Source organism: Vagococcus humatus (genome assembly GCF_003950325.1).
Classification (GTDB): domain Bacteria; phylum Bacillota; class Bacilli; order Lactobacillales; family Vagococcaceae; genus Vagococcus_C; species Vagococcus_C humatus.
The window spans coordinates 57,885-80,102 of sequence record NZ_PXZH01000002.1; the positions used below are offsets into that span (position 1 = coordinate 57,885).

A 22,218-nucleotide genomic window follows, 5' to 3' on the forward strand; every position below is an offset into this window, starting at 1 on the left:
AATTTCTTTTAAAAGGACATGAAGGAGATATCTTGATGAATAAGAAAGCTTGTGCAGAAAAAGCTGCCACCCTCATTCAGCCAAATACTGTGATTGGTTTAGGAGGCGGTAGCACCATAGCTTATCTAGCAGAAATCTTGTCACAACAAGCCTTAAACCTACAAATTGTCACCCCTTCTCACAAAACAAAACTATTATGTCAAAGATTAGGGCTCCAGGTAATAGAGACTTGTTTAGTAGATGAAATACCTATCGCATTTGATGGATGTGACGCGCTAGATCATGAATTAAATGGATTAAAAAGTGGCGGCGGCATTCATACTGATGAAAAAATTATAGCTAGTATGGCAACCGACTATGTGTTGTTAGCAGATGAAGAAAAGTTAGTATCTAACTTAATGGAAACTAGCCTTCCTATTACTTTAGAAGTGTTAGAGTCTAGTCAACAAGTCGTTCAAAAACAACTCTTAGCATATGACTGTTCTGTGGAATTTCGTAGTAGTTCTGTTTTAGCTGATGTTACTCGAACGAAACGTGGCAATTTATTATTAGATATGTACCATTGGCCAAAAGAGTTATCACTAAAACAATTAAATCAGTGGTTATTAATGATGCCAGGAGTAGTAGATACTTCTTTATTTTATCAACAAGCATCAAAAGCAGTGATTACCTCACAACAAGGTGTTGTGATATTAGAAAGGAAAGAGCGAGATGACAAGCTATAATTGGGGAATTGTTGGAACAGGTTGGATTGCACATGACATGGGAGAAGTATTGGCTAAACGAGACGGAGAAATTTACGGAGTATGTGGTTCTAGTTTAGTAAAGGCAAAAGAATTTGCTAAAGAGTATCCAGTTAAAATGGTGTACAGTGATTTAGACGATATGTTAGCCGATCCTCACATAGATATTGTTTACATTGCCACTCCTCATAACTTACATTATGCTATGATCAAAGCTGCCTTATTAAAAGGAAAGCATGTCTTTTGCGAAAAGGCGATTACAGTGAACTCTCAACAATTAGAAGAATGTGTCAACATTGCCAATGAAAAACAATTAGTGCTATCCGACGGAGTAACATTGTTCCATATGCCTCTTTATAAAAAATTACGACAAGTCGTTCAAAGTGGTAAATTAGGAAAAGTTAAAATGATTCAAGTGAACTTTGGTAGCTTAAAAGAGTATGACGTAAACAGTCGTTTCTTTTCAAAAGAATTGGCAGGTGGCGCACTACTTGATATTGGTGTCTACGCAGTCTCCTTTGCGCGCTATTTTATGACTTCTCAGCCAGAAGTGATTTTAACTAGTGTGGAATATTTTGAAACAGGTGTAGATGAAAGTTCAGGCATTATTTTGAAAAACCAAGAAGGTGAGATGGGAGTCATTGCCCTAACTATGAGAGCCAAACAGCCTAAACGAGGGGTGATTGCTTGTGAACATGGGTATATTGAAATTAACGAGTATCCTCGAGCAGATGAAGCGAAGATTATTTATACCAACACCGGTGAAACAGAAGTCATTAAATTAGGAGATAGTAAAGAAGCTCTCCACTATGAAGTATTAGATATGGAAAACTATATTTCCACAAAAACTGGAGCAGAAAATTTACAAATGATTCAAGATGTGATGACTATTTTAACAAAAGTCAGACAAGAATGGGGAATGGTTTATCCCTTTGAATAAATAAAATTATAAAAAAGATAGTCTTTTGAGATAAAAGAGACTATCTTTTTTGTTTAATAAAAAAAGGACTATTGAAAAAATAAACAACAAGCGTTATAGTATTAATATACGAATTGTGAACTTTTACACAATAAATGCTAATCTATAGATAGAATTTATGAAGTTAAATGTTAGTCAGTAAAACGATTTACTAAATAAGTTAATAGATTTCAAAATAGTTAGGCCAATTGGAAACTATTTTAAATAAAAAAATGAGATAAGGGAGTAATCAAATGAATGAAAAGTATTTAGAAGAAGCTGAGATAGCCTACACTATTAATACCGTCATGGAAGAAGCACAACGCTGTTTACTATGTCATGATGCCCCATGTTCTAAAGCCTGCCCAGCTAAAACTGATCCAGCTAAATTTATTCGCAGTGTTCGGTTTAGAAACTTTAAAGGAGCAGCAGAAACTATTCGAGAAAACAATGCAATGGGTTCTATTTGTGCCTTAGTTTGTCCGACTGAAAAATATTGTCAATTAGGTTGTTCACGTTGCGGGATAGATAAACCAATTGATATTGCAGGTATTCAACGATTTGTTACTGATTTTGAGCAACAATTAGATATGAAAATTTTGAAAAAAGGCGAACCAAATGGTAAACATATTGCCATTGTAGGAAGTGGTCCCGCTGGTCTACAAGCAGCAGCGTCACTGTTACAAAAAGGTTATGCTGTGACCATCTATGAACAAGCTGAAAAACCTGGTGGCTATTTAAGATATGGAATCCCTGCTTACCGGTTGCCTGATGTTATTGTAGATTATGAAATTGACAGAATTGTAGAATTAGGGGCCAATATTCTTTGCGGAGCTAAAGTTGGTCAAGAGACTAGTCTAAGTGAATTAAAAGAAAATTTTGATGCGGTATTAATTGCTGTTGGAGCAAGTGAAGGAAAAATGTTAGAAATGTTTGCAGATAATCCTTATACTGAAACAGCTGTAGATTTTCTAGCAAGAGTGAGAGATAACCAAGGAGACATCTCATTACCTAATAGTGCGTTAGTCATTGGAGGAGGAGATGTGGCAATGGATGCTGCAACGACTCTTAAAGTGCTAGGAGTAGAAAGTGTCACAGATGTTGCTTATGAAACGTTCTCTGAATTTTTAGCTTCTAAACAAGAATTAGCTGGTGCTCAAGCTAAAGGTGTAACAATCATTGATGGTTACCTACCAAGCAAAGTATCTGATAAACAAGTGACATTCAAACATCGTCACAATCAAAATGAGTTAACGATTACTGCTGATTTAATTATTTTAGCTGTTGGCCAAAAAGTAAACGCAGAAGAGTTAGCTCTTCCGATTGAACATAATGAAGTTACTTTTGAAGGTTATCAAACAAGTGATCCACAAGTGTTTGTGGCTGGAGATATTGCTAAGGGAGATAAAACAGTTGTATGGGCTGTTCAAAAAGGTAAAGAAGCAGCGGCCGAAATAGATGCTATGTTAGGAGGTAAAGCAAATGATTAACAAAGACTTATCTATTGATTTTTTAGGTGTTCACTTTGAAAATCCATTTTGTCTGTCATCATCCCCTGTAGGAAATTGTTACGATATGTGTAAAAAAGCCTATGATACTGGTTGGGGTGGCGTTGTTTTTAAAACAATTGGGCCAGAACATTTTGTTGTAGATGAAGTATCTCCTCGGTTTGATATTTTAGATAAAGAGAGTACGCCGTTTGTTGGATTTAAAAATATGGAACAAATTGCAGAACATACTTTAGAAGAAAACTTAGCCGATTTAAAAAGACTAAAAGAAGACTATCCAGATAAAGTGTTAATTGCCTCTATTATGGGAACTAATGAAGAAGATTGGGTAGAACTTGCTAGATTAGTAACTGAAGCAGGATCTGACATGATTGAAATGAACCTATCTTGTCCCCAAATGACGTCTCATGAAATGGGATCAGATGTGGGAACTAACGCTGAATTATGTAAAAAATACTGCCAAGCAGTTAAACGTGGTTCAGATTTACCAATGATGGCTAAAATGACTCCTAACGTAACCGATATGGTGCCAATTGCAAAAGCCTGTTTAGAAGGCGGAGCTGACGGTATTGCAACTATTAATACGATTAAATCTGTAGCTAATTTAGATTTAAATCGAAAAATTGGGTTGCCAGTTGTTAACGGAAAATCAGCTATCTCTGGTTATTCAGGTAAAGCAGTTAAACCGATTGCTCTTCGTTTCTTACAACAATTACGCTCGGCTGAAGGCTTAGAAAACTTACCTATTTCAGGAATTGGTGGGATTGAAACGTGGGAAGATGCTGCTGAATTTATTCTATTAGGTTCTTCCACTCTTCAAGTCACTACAGGTGTTATGCAGTACGGTTACCGTATTGTAGAAGACATGAAAAATGGCTTAATGCACTATATGGAAGAACAAGGAGTAGACCACTTAGAAGAATTAGTCGGTTTAGCTAACCCTAACATTATTCCAACTGAAAACTTGGACCGAGATTATAAAGTATACCCAGAAATTGACCATGAAAAATGTATTGGTTGCGGCCGTTGTTATATTTCTTGTTATGACGGAGCCCATCAGGCAATTATTTGGGATGAAAAAGAACGGAAACCTTATTGTGATAAAGACAGTTGTGTAGGCTGTCATTTATGTTCATTAGTTTGCCCAGTTGGTGCTATTACGAAAGGTGAAGTTGTACTAAAACCAGGACGGACAGGTAATCCAGCTGACAAAATTATTTAACTTATCTTAAAAAAATAAATCAAAAGCTAGTTATTCTATAAGAGAATGCTAGCTTTTTTATTTTCTTCCGTTTATCTTTAGTAGAAACTTTTGTACAATAAAGTAGCTTGCGAAGGAGGCGTTTAAATAAATGAGTACATCATTAATCACAGAAATTACCCAGTATCAAACAGTCAATGAGCAAGAAGAACGGGACAAAGCGTTGATTTTAGCAGAATTAACTAACAATCCTCAAGTTTTTCTAAGAGAAAGTTCTTTAGCTCATATGACAGCTTCAGCTTGGGTTGTGAATGAAGATAAAACGAAGGTATTAATGGTTTATCATCACATTTATAATTCTTGGTCTTGGCTAGGAGGACATGCTGATGGGGAAGAGGACTTGTTAAAGGTTGCAATCAAAGAAGTCAAAGAGGAAAGTGGATTAAAACAGGTTTCTCCTGTTTCTACTAATATCTTTTCTCTAGAAGTGTTAACAGTTGATGGACATATAAAACATGGCCAATATGTTTCCTCACATTTACATCTCAATGTGACTTATTTACTAGAAGCAAAAGAAAAGGACAAACTAGTGATTAAACCAGATGAAAATAGCGGCGTAGCCTGGTTTCCTTTAGAAAAAGCCGTAGAAGCCTCAACAGAACCCTGGTTTCAGAAACATGTGTATCAAAAATTAAATGCTAAGTTAGTTGAAAGGAATAAGAGATGACTAAAAGAAGATGGGGAATGTTGTTAATTGTTGTAGTCATAGGATTAGGAGTCGGTACGATAGTTAATCAAAAAAGATTAGATGATCAAAAGGTGCATCGCGCTAGCAATTATTTAGCTGATATAAAAGGGATAAATCAGCAAGAAATAACTGCTCAAAATATAAAAGTTAATCAAAAACAAGTGAAACAATTATCAGACAAGACTAATCAATTATTAGTAGATAATCTGTTTAATAAGCAAGAGAAAAGAAATGTGAAAAACGAAGTAGCACAAGAGTTAACTCTTTATAACAAGCGTTCGCTAATATTTACAAAAGAAAAAGAAAGAGTAGCAAAAGATGAGTATTTAGCAGAGTTAAGTGATTTAGAAGCAACGATTATTAAAGAATTTGATTGGCAATTTCCGCCTTTTACTGTGGAAGAGATAGAAGAGGTTTTGAGAATTGAACAAAAAAGACTAGCAGACTTTAACTATTATAAACAAGAAGTTCAAGAAAGATTTACACAATTTGAAGAGGAAGTGACTGACTATATAGAAGCCTATCAACTAAGGGCACATTCAACGAATAGTAAGGTGGTTGGCTTTGATGAGTTGCCAGAAGGAACACAAGTAGCAGTTATTGCTAATCAGTTTGATCATAGACTATCAATGGTTGACGGAGGAAAGTCTATGTATTTGTGGTATGACATTCAAGGAAATGTGCTGATTTTTAGAATTCATAGTGGTGTAGGAAATGCACATCCTTTCCACAAAGTAATGTTGTATGAAGATGGAATTGAATTGTCAGAAATATATTCTAGAGTAGGAGATCATCAAGATTATGAAACTAATTTAGCTAAAGGCAGACAAAAAGCTGAATTATATGCGGATTACCTTGCTAATCAACAGTTATATGATAGAGTCGGAGCAGCAGTTGAAGTCTTACCAGAGATATTCTCTCAATATATAGAGGGAACCCAAATGTCGGAAGAAAAATAGTGTTTTGACTAATCATTGAGTAGAAGTTTAACTAAATGAAATACCGTCTAAAGGAAATGTATAAGCTGTCAAATTTATGATAAAAATCATTTGTTTGACAGCTTTTTTAATTCGCTGATTATTAAAAAATTATTGTTTTTTATTAAAATAACTAATAATAGTAGTAGTATAACTATAAAAAAGGAGATTATAAAGGTAAATATAAGTATTGAATTAGGTGAATTAGCAACACTTTTCTGTACAAAAATTATAAGGTATTTATTTTCTTCAAATAGTTATTTTATAGTCTCCTAAATAGCTTGTTTCAACTCTCAATCTAAACGATAATTAATCGGGTATTGGTATCCAAGTTTTTTATGTTTCCTAAATTTGTTTTGTTATAGTGATGACTGAGAAAAATTAGTTTCATTAACACTGTCTAATCAATGGGATGATGAGGAAAATGATAATGCAGTATTATTTGAAAGAATGAGTTAAAAAAAGAAGGTATTTAGCCTTATTTTTTTGTTTGGTATAATGATAATGGATGAATTTATAGGGGGGATAAAGTGAATAATAGAGAAAAGCTACATGGTGAATTGAAAGAATTTATTGTAAATGTTGGTTGGACCCACAAAATCCATATCGTACGAGCTGATGAATATGTGTCTTATTCTAAAGCTTTTAAAATTATTCGAATTGTTTTAGCATCATTGACATCATCCGGGCTAATTGGGATTTTATTAATCAATGATTCATACATTCTTAAATTGGTGACTGCATTATTATCATTTGCGACTGCATCGATGAATGGATTTGATAAATCTATAGACTATGATAAATTGTCAAAGAAAGAGCAAGTTGATGCAAATAAATTTTGGGAACTTAGAGAGAATGCAAAATCCTTATTATTTGATGTAGTGTATGAAACAAAAAAATTAGATGAGATAGAAAACGATTTAAATGAATTAAAGCAGGCGAGAATTATTTATAATAATGAATTAGATAATGACATTCCAAATAGAACTGTTAATAAAGCGTCTAAAAGACTAAAAGTCAGAAATGATAATGTTTACGAGGAAGACTACACAAAATTTATTTCAGCAGATTTATTAAAATTGAAAAAAGGAATGTGATAGAACTATGGGATTAGGCAAAGAATTTGAAGAGTTTTGTTCTGATTTATTTATGGATGATGAAGAGACTGAAGAATGGAATAATCGAATAAAAAAAATAACTAAAAGATTAAATAAAAAATATTATGAAAATAATGATAGCGATTGTGAGCATATGTTAATAGTTGGCAGTGTTGGAAGAGAAACAGCACTACATAAAGTTAGTGATTATGATTGTATTTTTGAGTTACCCTCAAGTAAATACAAACAGTTTAATGAATATTCTGGCAATGGGCAGTCAGCGTTGCTCCAAGAAGTGAAAAATGAAATTAAATTATTGTATCCTAGTACTAAAGTTAAAGGAGATGGACAAGTGGTTGTCATATCATTTAACTTTGGTGATATTGAGCTTGTTCCAGCATTTAAACAGAGTGATGATTCTTTTAAGTATCCAGATTCCAATAATGGTGGGACTTGGAAGACAACTAAGCCAATTCCAGAAATTGACGAATCGATTAAAATGAATGTAGATTCAAATGGTACATTTGTTGATTTTAGTCACTTGATGAGACGGTGGAAAAATCAAGTAGGCTTTAAATTTAAAGGATTACTTATTGATACATTTGTAAAGAAATTTATAGATAAACAAGAAAACAGACTATCCTTATCATTTTCTGATTATTATAGAGAACTTATTGAGTTTATGAAATATCTTTCAGAACAGGATGAAGAAGCTTCTTACTGGTATGCTTTAGGTAGCAATCAACAAATTTATAATGATGATAGTGGTAAATTTATTAAGAAAGCCAAAAAAGCCTATAATAAGATTAAAGACATAAATGAAGACTCTGATGACGCAATTGTAGAACTAAGAAAACTTTTAGGGAAAGATTTTGCTAAGGATGTTGCTGTTGCCAAGAGTAGCTACTATATTGCTAAAGCCGAAAATGAAGAATTTATAGAAGATAAGTTTAGTAGTGTTAACATTATGTATAACTTGAAAGTTGATTATACTGTAACTCAAAACGGTTTTAGACCAAAAAGAATGAGATATTTTATTCAGAATAGATTAAAGCTAAAAGCTAATAAAAAATTAGATTTTATGATTGAAGAAACTAATATTCCAGATTATATGGAAAAAGAAGTTAGTTGGTATTGGAAGGTTAGAAATGTAGGTAGTGAAGCTATTAAAAGAGGTCAAGAGAGAGGGCAAATCGTTCAAGGTGGAAAAACTATTTCAGAAAGTACTAATTTTTCAGGAGACCATTTTGTAGAATGTTTTGCGGTGTATAATAATATTGTTATAGCTAAAGAAAGAGTAAAAGTACCTATTGATACATATTTTGGAGAAGATTAAAAAAACCCCGCTAAGCTTTTCTCTTGGCGGGGTTTTTCGCAGAAAACTATTTTATTTTTTGATTGATATTTACCTTTTTACAACGACTAAAAAGGTGTTAAATCAAGATAAACAATTCAATTTATATTTATGAATTACTCCCACTCAATGTAAGTTGGTATATAAAAACCTTTATATAACAACATTTTGAAGTGTTTATCTTCATTTTAGTAGGGAAAAAGTAGAGGTTATTTTTTTATTGCTTGATTACCATTAAAATTCGATACATTTGATTTTGTTGCAAAGGTAAAATTGATATTGCCTGTCATTTGTTCAGCTATCACTTCATCATTTCTACTCCATAAATGTGCATAATGTTTTAACGTGATTTCGGGACTTGAATGTCCAAGTCGTTGAGAAACAACAAGGATATCTGCATTAAACTCATTAATTAAGTAACTGACATGTGAATGTCGTAACCCTTTTCCTTGAATAACAGGTACTTTAGCAGACGTAGCATAGCGTTCAATGATTCGTTGAACGGTTGACCGATAGAGTGGAAGGTCAGTATAGCTAAGAATAAAATGTTCTATGCCATGCCTGTTTTGTGTATTCTTCCATTCTTTTAAGATTGATACAGTATCGTTATCAAGTGTGATAGTTCGCATACCATTTTCTGTTTTTGTGTAAGGTTTTCTAATGAAATTATTTTGATTTTGCATTTCAAGAGTATGATGAATTCTCAATTTCTTTCGTGATAAATCAACATCATCCCATGTAAGAGCCAATCCTTCACTCACACGTATTCTCGTCATGTAATACAACCAAATCATTACAAAACACATATGTTCATAGAAATCATTAGTGTAAATGACAGATAATACTTTTTCAAATTCTTCTTTAGACCAGTATTTAACGCTTGTTTTTCCTTTTGAAATAGCTTTTGTTCTTTTAGAAATATTTTCATTTAAGTATTGTAATATTACAGCATAATCTAGAGATTTTCTAAACATCCCGTATAGTAAAGGTGCGCAGCCTTGTGAGTATCCACTTGAATTTAGTAACCAAATTCGGTAGTTTTCACAATCTCAAACGTTTAAATCACGTAGCTTAGTATCTTTGAAATAATCTGAAATTTGATACAATCCACATTCTCTAGAATTCCAAGTACTTTTTTGCACACTTGCTTGATAATAAGGGATGTACGTATTTTTCATAAACTCAGCATAAGATAACTCATAATTTGCATAACCATTGTTAACTAGATATTCGTTTTTAATTCGAGTAACTTCTTTATGCGCAGAGCGTGCAGAAGTGAATCTTTTTCCATGCTGATCTTTAGTTCCTTTTTTCTGAATTCTTTTTCCAGTTAATTGATCATTTCCTAATTCTACTAAAAAATAAAATCGTCCGTTTTTGTCTTGATACACGCAAGGATACTTTGTTTTCGCCATTGGTTATTCCTCCTGATTTAGAGGGATACCGATAATTTCTTCAACGATGTGTTTGGGGGCAACCCCTACAAGATTATTATTATAATATGCATAGCCATTATTTACCATTTATTGCTTTGCTTCTCGTATGATTGAAGTTGCTTGATGTGTTTTAAAACCTAAATTTTCAAGTTCAGTTTTTGAAATCATATTACTCAAAACTAGAATACCCCCTTATGTGTCGTTCTTCCTTATTTAACAATGGAATTAACCTTGTATTAGGATTAAAATTTTTCATATTTGGTGCTTCGAAAATATTAACAGTAGGAGTACCTAAAGAAAACCAGCCTACTCCGAAAGAATCTAGTGGAGGTTGAATCCAATTAGATTGTTTACCAAATATCATTTCTCTAGTGGAAATAGGTGTGGTGACTCCTAAACATATTTTTAAACTGCATTGTTCTCTTATTTCAGTAGGTAAATTGGTGGCATTAGGTTGTTGTAAAGAGAATACTACTTGAATTCCAGCACTTCTTCCTTTTAAGATAATATTTTTTAATAACGATTCGTAGTGTTGTTTAGTTTCTTTTTTTGTTATTTGAGTTGTAAGGGCAGCTAACTCATCATAAAATAAAACAACAGGATGAAACCCAAGAGAGTAAGCATCTATTCCAAATCTCTTAGAACTGACAATTTCTTTTTGTCTATCATTCATTATTATCTCAATACGTTCTAAAATACTTATAGTAGAATTTGTATCGGTTGCTAAATGACCATTCGGCAAAAATTGACCAAGTTGAAATAAATCAGAAATTTTAGGGTCAATAATGTAAATTTCTGAGTTTAATTGAGCAAATTTATATAGTAAATAGATTAAAAGCATGGATTTTCCACTGCCACTAACACCACATACGATTGCATGTGGTTGATGTGATAGATTCCAAATTGTATTTTTTTGAAGTTGTATATTCATATTAGAAATCCTCAATTCTCTGTGAAGAGGTTGATTCAAAATAATAGATAAAAAATTTATTATCTTCAATTACAAGGGAATCTTGTGGTTGCAGTCTATATCCCGCAGGTAAAGAGGCTCTAACGACGGACTCAATTTTAAAATAATCTTTTTCTGTTGGCATAATAGGTTTACGATGATAATTGGGACTGTCGATAAGGGGTCTACCTGTTTCTATTCTAATTTTATTTCTATCATAAAGTACTTGCACCATGCCACCTTGAAAGGAATAGTTAAATTCAATACCTAAATTCAATACCTAAATTCATACATCTGTTGACCACCATGTTTGTAAAATCAACGCGATCATAATTTGTAGAGTGTGTATTTTTAGAGGGTGTTTTTTTCTTTGGCAACAGCATTTTTTTATTAAGTTAATAAACATTTTTTCTCTCCTTTTATTATAGTCACATATAGAAAGTAGCTACAGCTATACTTTCTATACGTAGAGTATCGTGTTATAAATTTTTTGAAATATTGTTATATCGCTTATTGAGTTTTTGTATCTCAGATTCATCTGCTTGAGTCAATAAAAGCTTTATTAACTCAACTAATTCTAGTTTGTCTTTAACATCTAGAAGTTTTAATCTAACCTCAAGAGCGCAAGCAGTTTGTTCTGTTATCACATCAAAATAGATTGAAGTAGCTGCACGTAAATAGCCGTTCGGGTTGTTTTTTATTTCTTTTCTCATAAAATCTCACCTTTAGTTTAATAGTTCTTTTAGTGAACAAAAAGAGTTAGTATCCTCTTGAGTAAAATTGAGTTTAAATGTTTCTGAATCAATTTGTTTAAATTTATCTAGACTTGAATCATATTCATACTCTATCAGTATATCTTTTCTTACTTCTATGATTTTTTCAAGTCGTCTATATAGTTGAAATGCTTTATCTATCTCTTTATCTAACCCTTTTATTTTTTCAAAAAATAAATAAGGTGGGTAAGGAGTTGTGATAATGATAGTTGTTGCAGTGAGAGGTTTATTGAAATATCTTGAAGATACAACCACATCAAAAGTATGTGGATCAAGTATTTTCAATAATTCGTTGTAAGCAATGATATTCGGTCGTAGTTCATCGAGTATGATTACTGATTGACCTTCATAATGTTGAAAAGGGTCATTATTACTACCTGACAAATAAAAATTTTCGCAGTTTTTCTTAGCTATTTTTTTGCTAAATATGTCTTACCTGTTCCAGTCTCACCAAAAATCCAAAATATTGATTTTTTTATATTATTGTCTTTCGTTTCTTTTTTAAATTCATTTGATTTTTTTTAAATGCATCTTTTCTATAGAAATGATAGTTTTTTCATTATGAGCATATTCAATACCTGATAAATTTTCAAGTAATGCTTGCTTATCGATAATTTTTAAATCAAAGAGTTCAATTAATTTGTTTACTTCATTTTTTCTCTTGTTTTTTAAGTCTTTATTATTCGATAAGATAGTTTCAATTTCATTTATACTCATTTCAAAATCAAAATTGGCTACAACATTTTTGGGTGAATATTGTTTTTTATTTTCTTTTCTAGCTTCATCAGTTCGATGTAATAAATAACTATAAGCATTCTTTATACTGCCTTTCCACACTTCGATATATTGAGGTTCAATATCTAAAAGCTTAGCAATTGATGTAATATGACGTGCATTTTCAAATTCTAAAATAATGTGAATATGTTTGAATTCTTCATTATCATCATGAATAATAAATGCATATCGTTTTGCTTTAACTATCTTTTCTAACACTTCTGTGAGTTCTATTACGTCTAAATTAAAGTGTTCAAGTGATTGATTTATCATCATATTTCTTGCTCTAATAAGCCTCACCTCCTTTTGTTTTGACACATTGACACTTTATATCAGCGTTGATAACAAGCCCTCAACGCTGATATAATAAGTTTTCTTCAAAGTTTGACACAACAAACTTTAAAACGATTATTATTTGAATAAGTGTTTTCACTGTGTCGCTTAACTTTGTTAGCTCACGTTGCAACACTTGTTCAATAAGTTCGTTCTAGTTTGTGGTCATTATTTTGATAATTTAATGACTTTTTCAATTTTTTCAGCGGTTACAGAGAGACCTGTAGAATAATCGCCCCAGACAGTTGCTTTTGAAATGTTAACAATTTTGATTGAATTGTTTCGTTTAAAATCAACGGGTGGTTGAATCAGCTTACAAATGAATTTTTCATATTGATTAATTGATTCTTCGTTAAGCCCTACCTCAGAATAATCAGTATTATCTTCCATGATAATTAGTTCAACCTTGTGTAACCCTATTTTTTCATCAATACCTTTGTCAGCAATAAAAGCTAATGATTTGTCTTCAAAAAAACTTTCTGTATCAAAATTTAAAAATCTGTTTAAGTTCTTCATGATTTCACCTACTTTTTGCACTAGAAATTTCATTTCTAATGTTTATATATTTATCTTAAATTATTAGATATTGTTCTTCAATTTGAAATATGCAACAATAAATTGAGATAAAAAACTCTTAGAAACGTTGATGTATCAATGCCTATTTTTTTTACTCAAAATTAGAGGGAGAAATTGAAGGAGGATGCTGATGAATAATGATGAAATAAAAAATTATTTAGATGGATTTTATACCAGAGAACAGATATGCGATAAATTAGGCATAGCTATGAATACTTTAAAAAAATATGAACAAGAAATTGAACAAGAATTTAGTAATTTAGATAACTATGAGTCTATTAATATTGAAGGTAAGCATTATAATCGATATTCTTGGTATTATTTTACAAGTATAGATTCTTTAGAAAAACATCTTAAAATTAAATACGTCGTTCCAGATTGGGATAAAAACAGGGTTGTTCTGTACAAAAGCTCTAAAAGGGGGAACCCAACATATTTTAATAAAAATTATTATGAAATAGTAAAGTATAAAAAAATTTTAAGGAGAGAAATGTTACTAAAAATTTAAGTAAAGCTCAACAGAGAGATAAAATTATAGAACTAACAACAAAAAATGAAGCTTTAGAAAGGGAAATTAAATTATTAAAAAGTTGTTATACACGTGAAATAAAGAAAATGATTAGAAATGACTACTCAAAATTGAAAATAGCAGAGCTATCATTTGTTGTGACAAGTTATTTAAATAGTGCAACAGATAGTAAGTTTAACAGAAAAAAGATATGAATACTTACTAAGTAGTATAGAAGACCTTAATATTTCTTATCAAGAAAATAAAGGGTTTCGAATAAAAAATCAAGATGAGTTGTTTGAATTTTTTGAAAAAAATCCTGATGAGTTCATAGAATAATAGAGGAAAAAAATAATATTCTATTTACTATTCTGTGATTATCTATTTATGTTGTTCATCATCTTTATATTATATTCACATAAACGGCTAATAATGAATAATAACTTTAATACTAAATATGTTTCGATTATGGTAAAATATTAGCTAATGGTTTTATAACAGAAAAGGTGAAAATAATGATAATAGAAGATAATTTTTATAGTAATTTAGAATCAAATTATAAAGTGACATATCCTGAACAAGAGGGAGCAACTTACACTAGTTTGCTGAATTTTTCAGATGAAGGAAATAAATTTAGACAAAGATGGTACAGGTATAAAGAAGGATACTCGGTTGATTTAATAAAAATATTAATAAACGAATATAACAAAAATGCTAATGGTATAATTTTAGATCCATTTTTAGGTAGTGGGACAACGGTAATGGCGGCTAATGAACTAGGGTTGAAAGGAATAGGGTTTGAGGTTAATCCTTTTTCCTATTTTTTATCTAAATGTAAGCTAACAAATTATACTGATTCAGAAAAAATGGAATTTAAAACAGCAGCAGTTGATACTCTGATAGAAGCTGAAAAACTATCAGAAAAAAAAGTAATATTATTACCTAAATTATCTATAGCTGAAAAAGTATTTAACCCTAATATTCAAAATTATTTTATGGCAATAAAAGAAGTTATAGATAGATATAATGGTTCTGAAAATGTTAAAAATTTATTGTTACTTGGTTGGCTTGCTAGTCTTGAAACGATTTCACAGTATAGAAAAGCTGGTAATGGTTTGAAGAAAAAATCATTGAGTAAAAATAAGATAGATAATATATTGTTAGTTACAGAAATAATTAAAGGCAACTATGATAACATCTATAATGACATTACTGGGAATACTTTGAAATTTAATGCAGAGCTTATAAATGATAGTTCATTAAATTTATCTAGCTACATTGACAAAGAAAGTATTAGTGGGGTTATTTTTTCACCGCCATATGCAAACAGTTTTGACTATACTGAAATATATAAATTAGAACTGTGGTTTGGCTCTTTTGTAAAAGAATATTCTGATTTAAAGAAATTACGTGAAATTTCATTTCGTTCTCATTTGAATGGCTTGTCATCTAAAACAGATATATCTAAATTAGATTTAAAAACGATTCCTGAATTAGATACTTTAATTAATGTTCTTCAAACAAAAGAACTGTGGGATAAAAAAATTCCTATTATGTTAAAAATGTATTTTTCAGAAATGTTTGAATTATTAGATAGAATTTGGGAATCTCTAGAGTGTGACGGTTTTTGCTCAATTGTGGTTGGAAATTCAGCCTATGGTGGGATTATATTCCCTACTGATTTATTGATAGCTAAATATGCTGAAACAATCGGATTCACGGTAGATAAGATTGAAGTGGATAGATATATTATCACTAGCTCACAACAATATCATATCACGTTAAATACAAAGAAATATCTAAGGGAGAGTGTCATATGTCTAGTGAAATCAAAAAAATAGAAGAACATATCATAGTAGAAAATTTACCAATCAATATAGTGGAGGACGCAACCTACTCAATTAGTCAAAACAACCCTAATTCATATACCCACGGTTTTTTTAAATATCCATGTAAATTCATCCCTGAAATTCCAAGATGGGCAATTAAAAAGTATGCAAAAAAGAACGCACTAGTATTTGATCCATTTTCTGGATCGGGGACAACATTATTAGAAGCTCAATTACAAGGATATGATGCTTTTGGTACTGAAATAGATCCTATAGCTAAAAAAATTATTCAGACTAAAACTCAAAAATATATAGAAGAAGACCTAAAAAAAATTGATATAGTATATAACCAAATTCTTATGACTTTTGATGATGAACATGATCAAACAAAAGTTTTTATTCCAAAAATTAAAAATTTAGAGCACTGGTTTAATAAAGAAAATGCTCATATTTTGGGTAAAATTAGAACAATAATTGATGAAGTTGAAAATGTTAAGGTGAAGTCTTTTCTTGAAATTGTAATGTTATCAATTATTAAATCAGTTTCTAATGCAGATGATACTTCTCCAAAGCCATATGTTTCATCGAAAATTGTAAAAATACCACCAAATGCTTTGGATCGTTTTAAAACTACCTTTGTAAGATATAGAAAAATGTTACAAGAATATTTTGAAAAACAAGTAACCAATGAAGTTAAAATCGTGGAAGGCGATGCTCTAAATACAAAAACCAAGTTTTTAGCTGATCTTGCAGTTACTTCTCCACCATATATTAATGCATTTGATTATCCTAGAACTCTAAGACTAGAAAATTTATGGATGGAGACGCAAACGGAAGAATCGATTCTTGAATCAAAGGGACAATATGTTGGAACAGAACGTTTTAGTTTGAAAGATGAAAAAGAAAAGGATTTAGATATCTTAGAGCTTTCTGAGACGTTGAAAGAAAAATTTGAATTAATTAAAGAAATTGATGAGAAACGCGCTTACGTTGTTAAAAAATTCTTTGAAGATATGAAAAGAAATATGCTTAATGTTAACGATCACCTAATTAATGAAGGACACTATGTAATAGTAATAGGAAATAGTGTAATAAGAAAGAACTTAATTGAAAGTTGGAGCATATTAAAAGACATAGCTCCGTATACGGGCTTTTCTTTTGTCGAGCATTTTTCTTATAATATTAAGAATCCATATATCAGAATTCCTCGTTCTGGTCGTGGCGGAGAAATAAAAAAAGATCATATTATAGTGTTAAAAAAAAATAGTTAGGAGGAGTATTTTTATGGCTAGTAGAAATAGAGATAAACAAGTTTGGTTTGTTCCCAAGCGGGCTAATGTACACCAAATGATTGCACTTCTTCATGGAATTATTAGTAGAAAATATGATGGTACAACTTGGAATACTTCAAAGCAAGATAATCTTAATTTAGAGTTAAAAAAACTTGGAGCTACACAGAGTGGAAATAAAATTGCTCCCCAGGGTATGCGAACATTATTAGCTTCACTTCACTACTTAGGTTTTGTTTATTTAGATACAACAACAACCCCAACTACTTTAAGAGTAACTAAAGCGGGATATAATTTTTATTCAACTCACCAAAATGATTTAAGACCTATGGATAAGTTAACTAAAGGCCTAACTATAGATTATTCTGAATCAGTACTTTATCAAATGGCTAAATTGCAAATAACTAATCCAATTATTTTGCCTCATTGCGAGGATATATATGTTTTTCCTTTTAGAGTTACGCTGCAGATGCTAAGAACGTTAAATTATTTAGATATGGAAGAAATTGCAATGTTTGTTTTTCATACTCGTGATATGTCAGAAATCGAATATAAAATATCTGAAATTTTGAATTTTAGAAATTTAAATTCCAAGGATAGAGAACATCTTGTTAATCAGTATAAGGCAACTAATATTGGAAATCTTACGCTTAAAAAGGCTCCTAGTGCAGGATATTTTATGGCATTTTGTATGGGAACAGGTATAATGACAAAAAGTCGAGTTGATACGAATGGTGGAAATAAAGTTGGGGCAATTTCTATTAAGAAAAATATGCTTCAATGGGTTGATGAATTACTCGAATTTCATAAAAATACAGAAATATTTGATTTCGAAGATAATTTAAATTTATGGATTAGTTATTTTGGAAATCCACTTAGAGATTTCCCACCTACTTTAATGAAGATTAATAATTATGTTAATAATGAGTTATACATAGAAATAAATGATAGTCAAGATAATCTTATTGATACTACAATTATTAATGCCAACGATAGATATTTTACCCCTATTTTTGAAAATGAAAATTATACAATTAATATTTACAATATTACTGATGGTACTTTAATTTATTCAAATTCATTTATTTCTATCAAACATCAGCAATTTACAATAGATGATCAATTAATTTTAAAAGGAAATTTTGTAAATGAAAAACCCATGTTTTTATCATATTCAACTTTAGAAACTAATCGTTTAATTAATGAAATACTTGATCATAGTGCTAGTAAAAATTTTTCGGATAAAATGCTTATTAAACTGAGGTTACTTCAAACTAAACTAGGAATCGATAAATTCAATGATAAGTCATTAAGAGGAGCCCAATATGAATATTTGTTTTATCTGCTGCTTTCTCAACTTAAAAATAGAAAGATAATTGATGAAGTTATTTGGAATGGAAAAATAGGAAATTATAATTTACCAACTCAAGCGCCGGGTGGTAAAACTGGTACACCAGATATTATTTTTATACTCAATAATGAAAGATACATTCTTGAATTAACAACTATTAAATCAAAATCAATGCAATTCACAGCAGAGGGTTCTTCAGTACCTGATCATATTAAGATTTATCAAGAAGAGTATCCAGATGTTGTTGTTAAAGGAATATTTTGTGCACCAATGGTTCATGAAAGAGTTCATGCAGCTATGAATTCTATTCTATCAGGATATAATATTCCATTGATTTCTATATCAGATGTAGAATTATTAAATATTTTAAATTCAGAAAGCAAACAAGAATTGTCTCAAAAATTAAATAGTATTTTTAATTGATAATTACTTTCATCAGAAGACAATTAAATTAGATATTATTAATAAAATGTTTTATATTGCATAAAAAACCTGCTGAAATTCAGCAGGTTTTTTTGGTAGGGAAATGGTAGGGAACTATATAGTTTTTAATGATTTTCAAGCATTTTAAGTATGCTAAAACGTTGATTTTTCGGTATTCCTCATCCTTATAAAGTATGTTCTTTATTCCCACTCAACAGTTGCTGGTGGCTTACTTGTAATATCATACACGATACGGTTAACGTGATCGACTTCATTCACGATACGAACAGAGATTTTTTGTAACACATCCCAGTCAATACGAGCAAAGTCAGCAGTCATTCCGTCAATAGAAGTAATGGCACGAATACCAATTGTATAGTCATAAGTACGACCATCTCCCATAACTCCTACACTACGAATACCTGGAAGAACAGTGAAATATTGCCAGATATCGCGGTCTAAACCAGCTTTTACGATTTCTTCTCGTAAAATAGCATCACTTTCACGAACGATTTCTAATTTATCTTCCGTTACTTCACCAAGCACACGAATACCAAGACCAGGTCCTGGGAAAGGTTGACGCCAAACGATTGAGTCAGGCATACCAAGTTCAGTTCCTAAAGCACGTACTTCATCTTTAAATAAAGTGTTTAAAGGCTCAATTAATTGGAACTGCATATCTTCAGGAAGTCCACCTACGTTATGGTGAGATTTAATCACTTGAGCAGTATCAGTACCACTTTCAATAACGTCTGTATAAAGAGTTCCTTGTGCTAAGAAATCAATACCGTCTAATTTAGCTGCTTCATCATCAAAAACATAAATAAATTCATTTCCAATGATTTTACGTTTTTGTTCTGGATCAGAAACACCTTGTAATTTATCTAAGAAACGTTTTTGAGCGTCTACTTTGATAATATTTAAACCAAATTTTCCGCCAAGGCTTTCCATTACTTGATCTGCTTCATTTTTACGAAGTAATCCATGGTCAACGAAGATACAAGTTAACTGGTCACCAATTGCTTTTTGTAACAATACACCAACAACACTAGAATCAACCCCACCTGATAAAGCAAGTAGGACTTTTTTATCGCCAACTATTTGACGAATTTTATTGATTTCCATGTCGATAAAGTTGCCCATAGACCAATCGCCTTTACAACCACAAATGTCAAAAGCAAAATGACGTAATAAATCATTTCCGTATTCAGAATGACGCACTTCTGGGTGGAACTGAACAGCAAAGAATTTTTTATCTAATTGTTGCATAGCAGCAATCGGACAATCTTGGCTAGTTGCGACTACTTCAAAGCCAGCTGGAACTTCTGTTACAAGGTCCCCGTGACTCATCCAAACTTGTTGTTTTTCAGGTAAGTCTTGGAATAATAAAGCCTCTTGGCTAGTGATGTTGATGAAAGCTTGTCCATACTCCCGTTTAGAAGCAGACTCCACTTTCCCACCAAAATGTTGTGTCATTAACTGCATGCCATAGCAAATGCCTAAGATAGGAATACCTAATTCGAAGATTTCTGGATCGATTTTAAAGGCATTATCATCATAAACGCTATTAGGCCCACCAGAGAAAATAATACCTTTTGGATTCATCTCTTTGATTTCTTGAGCAGAAATTTTGTGGCTTAATAATTCAGAAAATACACCAAACTCACGAATGCGTCGTGTAATTAACTGATTGTATTGACTACCAAAGTCTAATACGATAATTTTTTCTAACGTAGTGTCTTTTGTCACAATTTTCACCCTATCTGTTTCTTTATTTAAATATTAATATTTAGTTAAGTAAATGTCATCTATCCGGTGATTCGTTGTTTTGTGGATAATGACGTCTGCATTGTTGCGTGTTGGTAAAATAAACTCTTCTAAGTTTTTCAAGTTAACATTTTTCCAAACGCGTTTAGCCATGTTTAAGGCTTCTTCTCTTGGGCCTGTAGCATAAGAGTAATAGAAATTATCTTTGTCTTGAAAAGCAGTATCTAATAGTGCTTCAAACCGTTCTAAATACCATTCTTCAGCTTGTTCAGGCTCGGCATCGATATAAATCGAGAAGTCAAAGAAGTCACTCATATAAATTTGTTGGTTACTAGGAAGTTGTAAAACATTAATCCCTTCAACAATAACGATATCTGGATCAACTAAAGTTTCAGTTGTATCAGGTACAATATCATAAATTTCATGAGAGTAAACAGGCATGTCTACTTTTTCTTTACCACTTTTTACTTCATCTAAGAAGTTAATCAGTTTTTCCATGTCATAACTTTCAGGAAATCCTTTTCGGTTCATAAGCCCTTGTTCTTCTAACACTTGGTTAGGATAAAGGAAGCCGTCTGTTGTAACTAGATAAACATTTCGTCTTCTAAACGTACGAGCGATAATCATTTGTAGCAATCTAGCAGCTGTACTTTTACCTACGGCTACACTTCCGGCTACGCCAATAATAAATGGTGAGGATTCCCCAGTATAAGATTGCATAAATAATCCCTTACTAAGTTGTAGGGACTCGTATTCTTTCATATAAATATGAATAAGGTGGGTGAGTGGAATATAGATGTCTTGGACATCTTGTAAGGAAATATTATCGTTAAAGCTTTTGATTTGTTGCAATTCTTTATCGGTTAAAGGCGGGGTGCCATTTTTCCGGTAAAAGCTTTTCCACTCATCTCTTGAAAAGCGATAATACTTCTTTGAGTTTTCCATTGGGTACTTGCCTCCAACAAATAATCACTAATTGAGCTGTCTAATGGGCTTATTCTAACATAAAAAAATAGGAAATACCTAACATTTTCAAGAAAAAGTAGAAAAAGTTAGGAAATTTTCATTTTTTACGCCCAAGGCACGTCATATGATACGGCTTTAGCAAATTGCTCTTGAAAATCTCTTTCTTTAAGTCGTTGTTGACGGCGTTCTTCATAACCTGCACACACTAGTTTTTCTTCCTCTGATTCTGGAATAACTCCAGGCACAGTAATATCTGTTTCCCAGTTCATTTTAGAAGGGACAGCAACGAAAGTCATAAAACAAGTAGCAGCTAAGTAACGTTCTCCAGTTGCTAAGTCTTCTCCCATAATTTTAGCGAAAACCTCCATAGAACGTTTCCCTGTTCCAGAGATAAAGGTTTCAACACAAACAGAATGATTTTCATAAATAGGATGTAAGAAATCAAGTCGGTCTGTTGAAGCTGTCACTGCTCCTCTACGGCAATGTCTTGATACAGAGATGGAAGCTGTATCATCAATATAAGCCATTAGTTGTCCGCCAAATAAAAAGCCAAACGGATTTAGTTGAGGGGGAAAGACACGGTGAGTTTGAATTACTTTAGACTCTTTGCAGTATTTTTTTTCAATATGTTCCATAAAAATTACCTCCATAATCATTT

The 22,218-nt window shown here is 31.6% G+C and carries 21 protein-coding genes and 2 pseudogenes; 12 read left to right on the forward strand and 11 right to left on the reverse strand.

The features are described 5' to 3' along the window. Positions 1 to 35 precede the first annotated feature (35 nt). From rpiA to C7P63_RS05375, 8 genes are all read left to right on the forward strand, one after another. Complete coding sequence (gene rpiA / locus C7P63_RS05340) at positions 36 to 725, forward strand: ribose 5-phosphate isomerase A (RefSeq protein ID WP_125943136.1); 690 nt, start codon at positions 36 to 38, stop codon at positions 723 to 725. After that, on the forward strand, positions 712 to 1,683 hold the full coding sequence (locus C7P63_RS05345) for a Gfo/Idh/MocA family protein (RefSeq protein ID WP_125943137.1): 972 nt from the start codon (positions 712 to 714) through the stop codon (positions 1,681 to 1,683). The genes rpiA and C7P63_RS05345 overlap by 14 nt, the downstream gene beginning before the upstream one ends. Positions 1,684 to 1,955: 272 nt before the next feature. Further along, on the forward strand, positions 1,956 to 3,191 hold the full coding sequence (locus C7P63_RS05350) for an FAD-dependent oxidoreductase (RefSeq protein WP_125943138.1): 1,236 nt from the start codon (positions 1,956 to 1,958) through the stop codon (positions 3,189 to 3,191). Further along, on the forward strand, positions 3,184 to 4,431 hold the full coding sequence (preA, locus tag C7P63_RS05355; protein ID WP_125943139.1) for an NAD-dependent dihydropyrimidine dehydrogenase subunit PreA: 1,248 nt from the start codon (positions 3,184 to 3,186) through the stop codon (positions 4,429 to 4,431). Before C7P63_RS05350 ends, preA begins: the two co-directional genes overlap by 8 nt. 130 nt (positions 4,432 to 4,561) lie before the next feature. Beyond that, positions 4,562 to 5,137, forward strand: a complete 576-nt coding sequence (locus tag C7P63_RS05360; RefSeq protein WP_125943140.1) for an NUDIX hydrolase — start codon at positions 4,562 to 4,564, stop codon at positions 5,135 to 5,137. Beyond that, on the forward strand, positions 5,134 to 6,117 hold the full coding sequence (locus C7P63_RS05365) for a hypothetical protein (RefSeq protein ID WP_125943141.1): 984 nt from the start codon (positions 5,134 to 5,136) through the stop codon (positions 6,115 to 6,117). The genes C7P63_RS05360 and C7P63_RS05365 overlap by 4 nt, the downstream gene beginning before the upstream one ends. A 548-nt stretch (positions 6,118 to 6,665) precedes the next feature. Beyond that, entirely contained in the window at positions 6,666 to 7,232 is a 567-nt protein-coding gene (locus C7P63_RS05370; RefSeq protein WP_165863783.1) for an SLATT domain-containing protein, read from the forward strand. A 7-nt stretch (positions 7,233 to 7,239) separates the two neighbouring features. Then, positions 7,240 to 8,568 (forward strand): SMODS domain-containing nucleotidyltransferase, encoded by a 1,329-nt coding sequence (locus C7P63_RS05375; protein WP_125943143.1) that lies wholly within the window; start codon positions 7,240 to 7,242, stop codon positions 8,566 to 8,568. Between the two features lie 227 nt (positions 8,569 to 8,795). Here C7P63_RS05375 and C7P63_RS05380 read toward each other — a convergent pair. The 8 genes and pseudogenes from C7P63_RS05380 to C7P63_RS05420 all read right to left on the reverse strand — a co-directional run bounded on the left by C7P63_RS05380 (position 8,796) and on the right by C7P63_RS05420 (position 13,367). Next, positions 8,796 to 10,001: pseudogene (locus tag C7P63_RS05380) on the reverse strand (tyrosine-type recombinase/integrase). A gap of 3 nt (positions 10,002 to 10,004) precedes the next feature. Further along, a pseudogene (locus C7P63_RS05385) lies at positions 10,005 to 10,190 on the reverse strand (DUF3173 family protein). Between the two features lies 1 nt (position 10,191). Next, positions 10,192 to 10,953, reverse strand: coding sequence for an FtsK/SpoIIIE domain-containing protein (locus tag C7P63_RS05390; protein WP_125943144.1), 762 nt, complete (start codon positions 10,951 to 10,953; stop codon positions 10,192 to 10,194). Between the two features lies 1 nt (position 10,954). Continuing rightward, on the reverse strand, positions 10,955 to 11,248 hold the full coding sequence (locus C7P63_RS05395) for a hypothetical protein (RefSeq protein WP_125943145.1): 294 nt from the start codon (positions 11,246 to 11,248) through the stop codon (positions 10,955 to 10,957). A gap of 202 nt (positions 11,249 to 11,450) precedes the next feature. Beyond that, positions 11,451 to 11,684 (reverse strand): hypothetical protein, encoded by a 234-nt coding sequence (locus C7P63_RS05400; protein WP_125943146.1) that lies wholly within the window; start codon positions 11,682 to 11,684, stop codon positions 11,451 to 11,453. A gap of 12 nt (positions 11,685 to 11,696) precedes the next feature. Next, the gene (locus C7P63_RS05405; protein ID WP_125943147.1) at positions 11,697 to 12,128 is read right to left on the reverse strand and encodes a hypothetical protein; all 432 of its coding nucleotides are present in this window, start codon (positions 12,126 to 12,128) and stop codon (positions 11,697 to 11,699) included. A 123-nt stretch (positions 12,129 to 12,251) separates the two neighbouring features. Then, a complete protein-coding gene (locus tag C7P63_RS05415; protein ID WP_125943148.1) occupies positions 12,252 to 12,794 on the reverse strand; it encodes a Rep family protein in 543 nt (180 codons plus the stop codon). Positions 12,795 to 13,019: 225 nt separating this feature from the next. Continuing rightward, positions 13,020 to 13,367 (reverse strand): hypothetical protein, encoded by a 348-nt coding sequence (locus tag C7P63_RS05420; RefSeq protein ID WP_125943149.1) that lies wholly within the window; start codon positions 13,365 to 13,367, stop codon positions 13,020 to 13,022. A gap of 190 nt (positions 13,368 to 13,557) precedes the next feature. On the opposite strand from C7P63_RS05420, the gene C7P63_RS05425 reads away from it, so the two are divergent. The 4 genes from C7P63_RS05425 (at position 13,558) to C7P63_RS05440 (ending at position 18,827) form a co-directional block, all read left to right on the forward strand. Beyond that, positions 13,558 to 13,935 (forward strand): hypothetical protein, encoded by a 378-nt coding sequence (locus C7P63_RS05425; protein WP_125943150.1) that lies wholly within the window; start codon positions 13,558 to 13,560, stop codon positions 13,933 to 13,935. Between the two features lie 515 nt (positions 13,936 to 14,450). After that, positions 14,451 to 15,776, forward strand: a complete 1,326-nt coding sequence (locus C7P63_RS05430) for a DNA methyltransferase (RefSeq protein ID WP_207852980.1) — start codon at positions 14,451 to 14,453, stop codon at positions 15,774 to 15,776. After that, entirely contained in the window at positions 15,752 to 17,035 is a 1,284-nt protein-coding gene (locus C7P63_RS05435; protein ID WP_125943151.1) for a DNA methyltransferase, read from the forward strand. Before C7P63_RS05430 ends, C7P63_RS05435 begins: the two co-directional genes overlap by 25 nt. Before the next feature lie 13 nt (positions 17,036 to 17,048). After that, complete coding sequence (locus C7P63_RS05440) at positions 17,049 to 18,827, forward strand: AlwI family type II restriction endonuclease (RefSeq protein ID WP_125943152.1); 1,779 nt, start codon at positions 17,049 to 17,051, stop codon at positions 18,825 to 18,827. A 201-nt stretch (positions 18,828 to 19,028) separates the two neighbouring features. Here the strand turns inward: C7P63_RS05440 and guaA are convergent, their stop codons facing one another. From guaA to C7P63_RS05455, 3 genes are all read right to left on the reverse strand, one after another. Further along, a complete protein-coding gene (gene guaA / locus C7P63_RS05445) occupies positions 19,029 to 20,576 on the reverse strand; it encodes a glutamine-hydrolyzing GMP synthase (protein WP_424580142.1) in 1,548 nt (515 codons plus the stop codon). A 33-nt stretch (positions 20,577 to 20,609) separates the two neighbouring features. Further along, positions 20,610 to 21,539 carry a type I pantothenate kinase gene (gene coaA, locus C7P63_RS05450; protein ID WP_125943154.1) on the reverse strand — a complete coding sequence of 310 codons (930 nt, stop codon included), beginning with the start codon at positions 21,537 to 21,539 and terminating at the stop codon, positions 20,610 to 20,612. Positions 21,540 to 21,664: 125 nt separating this feature from the next. Next, the gene (locus C7P63_RS05455; protein ID WP_125943155.1) at positions 21,665 to 22,195 is read right to left on the reverse strand and encodes an acyl-CoA thioesterase; all 531 of its coding nucleotides are present in this window, start codon (positions 22,193 to 22,195) and stop codon (positions 21,665 to 21,667) included. Positions 22,196 to 22,218 lie beyond the last annotated feature (23 nt).

What these genes read in the sequence shown, in the direction of transcription:
- C7P63_RS05345 (WP_125943137.1), top strand. Translation starts at nt 712, where the DNA reads ATGACAAGCTATAATTGGGGAATTGTTGGAACAGGTTGGATTGCACAT.
- C7P63_RS05350 (WP_125943138.1), top strand. Translation starts at nt 1,956, where the DNA reads ATGAATGAAAAGTATTTAGAAGAAGCTGAGATAGCCTACACTATTAAT.
- rpiA (WP_125943136.1), top strand. Translation starts at nt 36, where the DNA reads ATGAATAAGAAAGCTTGTGCAGAAAAAGCTGCCACCCTCATTCAGCCA.
- C7P63_RS05415 (WP_125943148.1), bottom strand. Translation starts at nt 12,794, where the DNA reads ATGATGATAAATCAATCACTTGAACACTTTAATTTAGACGTAATAGAA.
- C7P63_RS05420 (WP_125943149.1), bottom strand. Translation starts at nt 13,367, where the DNA reads ATGAAGAACTTAAACAGATTTTTAAATTTTGATACAGAAAGTTTTTTT.
- preA (WP_125943139.1), top strand. Translation starts at nt 3,184, where the DNA reads ATGATTAACAAAGACTTATCTATTGATTTTTTAGGTGTTCACTTTGAA.
- coaA (WP_125943154.1), bottom strand. Translation starts at nt 21,539, where the DNA reads ATGGAAAACTCAAAGAAGTATTATCGCTTTTCAAGAGATGAGTGGAAA.
- C7P63_RS05425 (WP_125943150.1), top strand. Translation starts at nt 13,558, where the DNA reads ATGAATAATGATGAAATAAAAAATTATTTAGATGGATTTTATACCAGA.
- C7P63_RS05360 (WP_125943140.1), top strand. Translation starts at nt 4,562, where the DNA reads ATGAGTACATCATTAATCACAGAAATTACCCAGTATCAAACAGTCAAT.
- C7P63_RS05390 (WP_125943144.1), bottom strand. Translation starts at nt 10,953, where the DNA reads ATGAATATACAACTTCAAAAAAATACAATTTGGAATCTATCACATCAA.
- C7P63_RS05430 (WP_207852980.1), top strand. Translation starts at nt 14,451, where the DNA reads ATGATAATAGAAGATAATTTTTATAGTAATTTAGAATCAAATTATAAA.
- C7P63_RS05440 (WP_125943152.1), top strand. Translation starts at nt 17,049, where the DNA reads ATGGCTAGTAGAAATAGAGATAAACAAGTTTGGTTTGTTCCCAAGCGG.
- C7P63_RS05375 (WP_125943143.1), top strand. Translation starts at nt 7,240, where the DNA reads ATGGGATTAGGCAAAGAATTTGAAGAGTTTTGTTCTGATTTATTTATG.
- C7P63_RS05400 (WP_125943146.1), bottom strand. Translation starts at nt 11,684, where the DNA reads ATGAGAAAAGAAATAAAAAACAACCCGAACGGCTATTTACGTGCAGCT.
- C7P63_RS05455 (WP_125943155.1), bottom strand. Translation starts at nt 22,195, where the DNA reads ATGGAACATATTGAAAAAAAATACTGCAAAGAGTCTAAAGTAATTCAA.
- C7P63_RS05365 (WP_125943141.1), top strand. Translation starts at nt 5,134, where the DNA reads ATGACTAAAAGAAGATGGGGAATGTTGTTAATTGTTGTAGTCATAGGA.
- C7P63_RS05435 (WP_125943151.1), top strand. Translation starts at nt 15,752, where the DNA reads ATGTCTAGTGAAATCAAAAAAATAGAAGAACATATCATAGTAGAAAAT.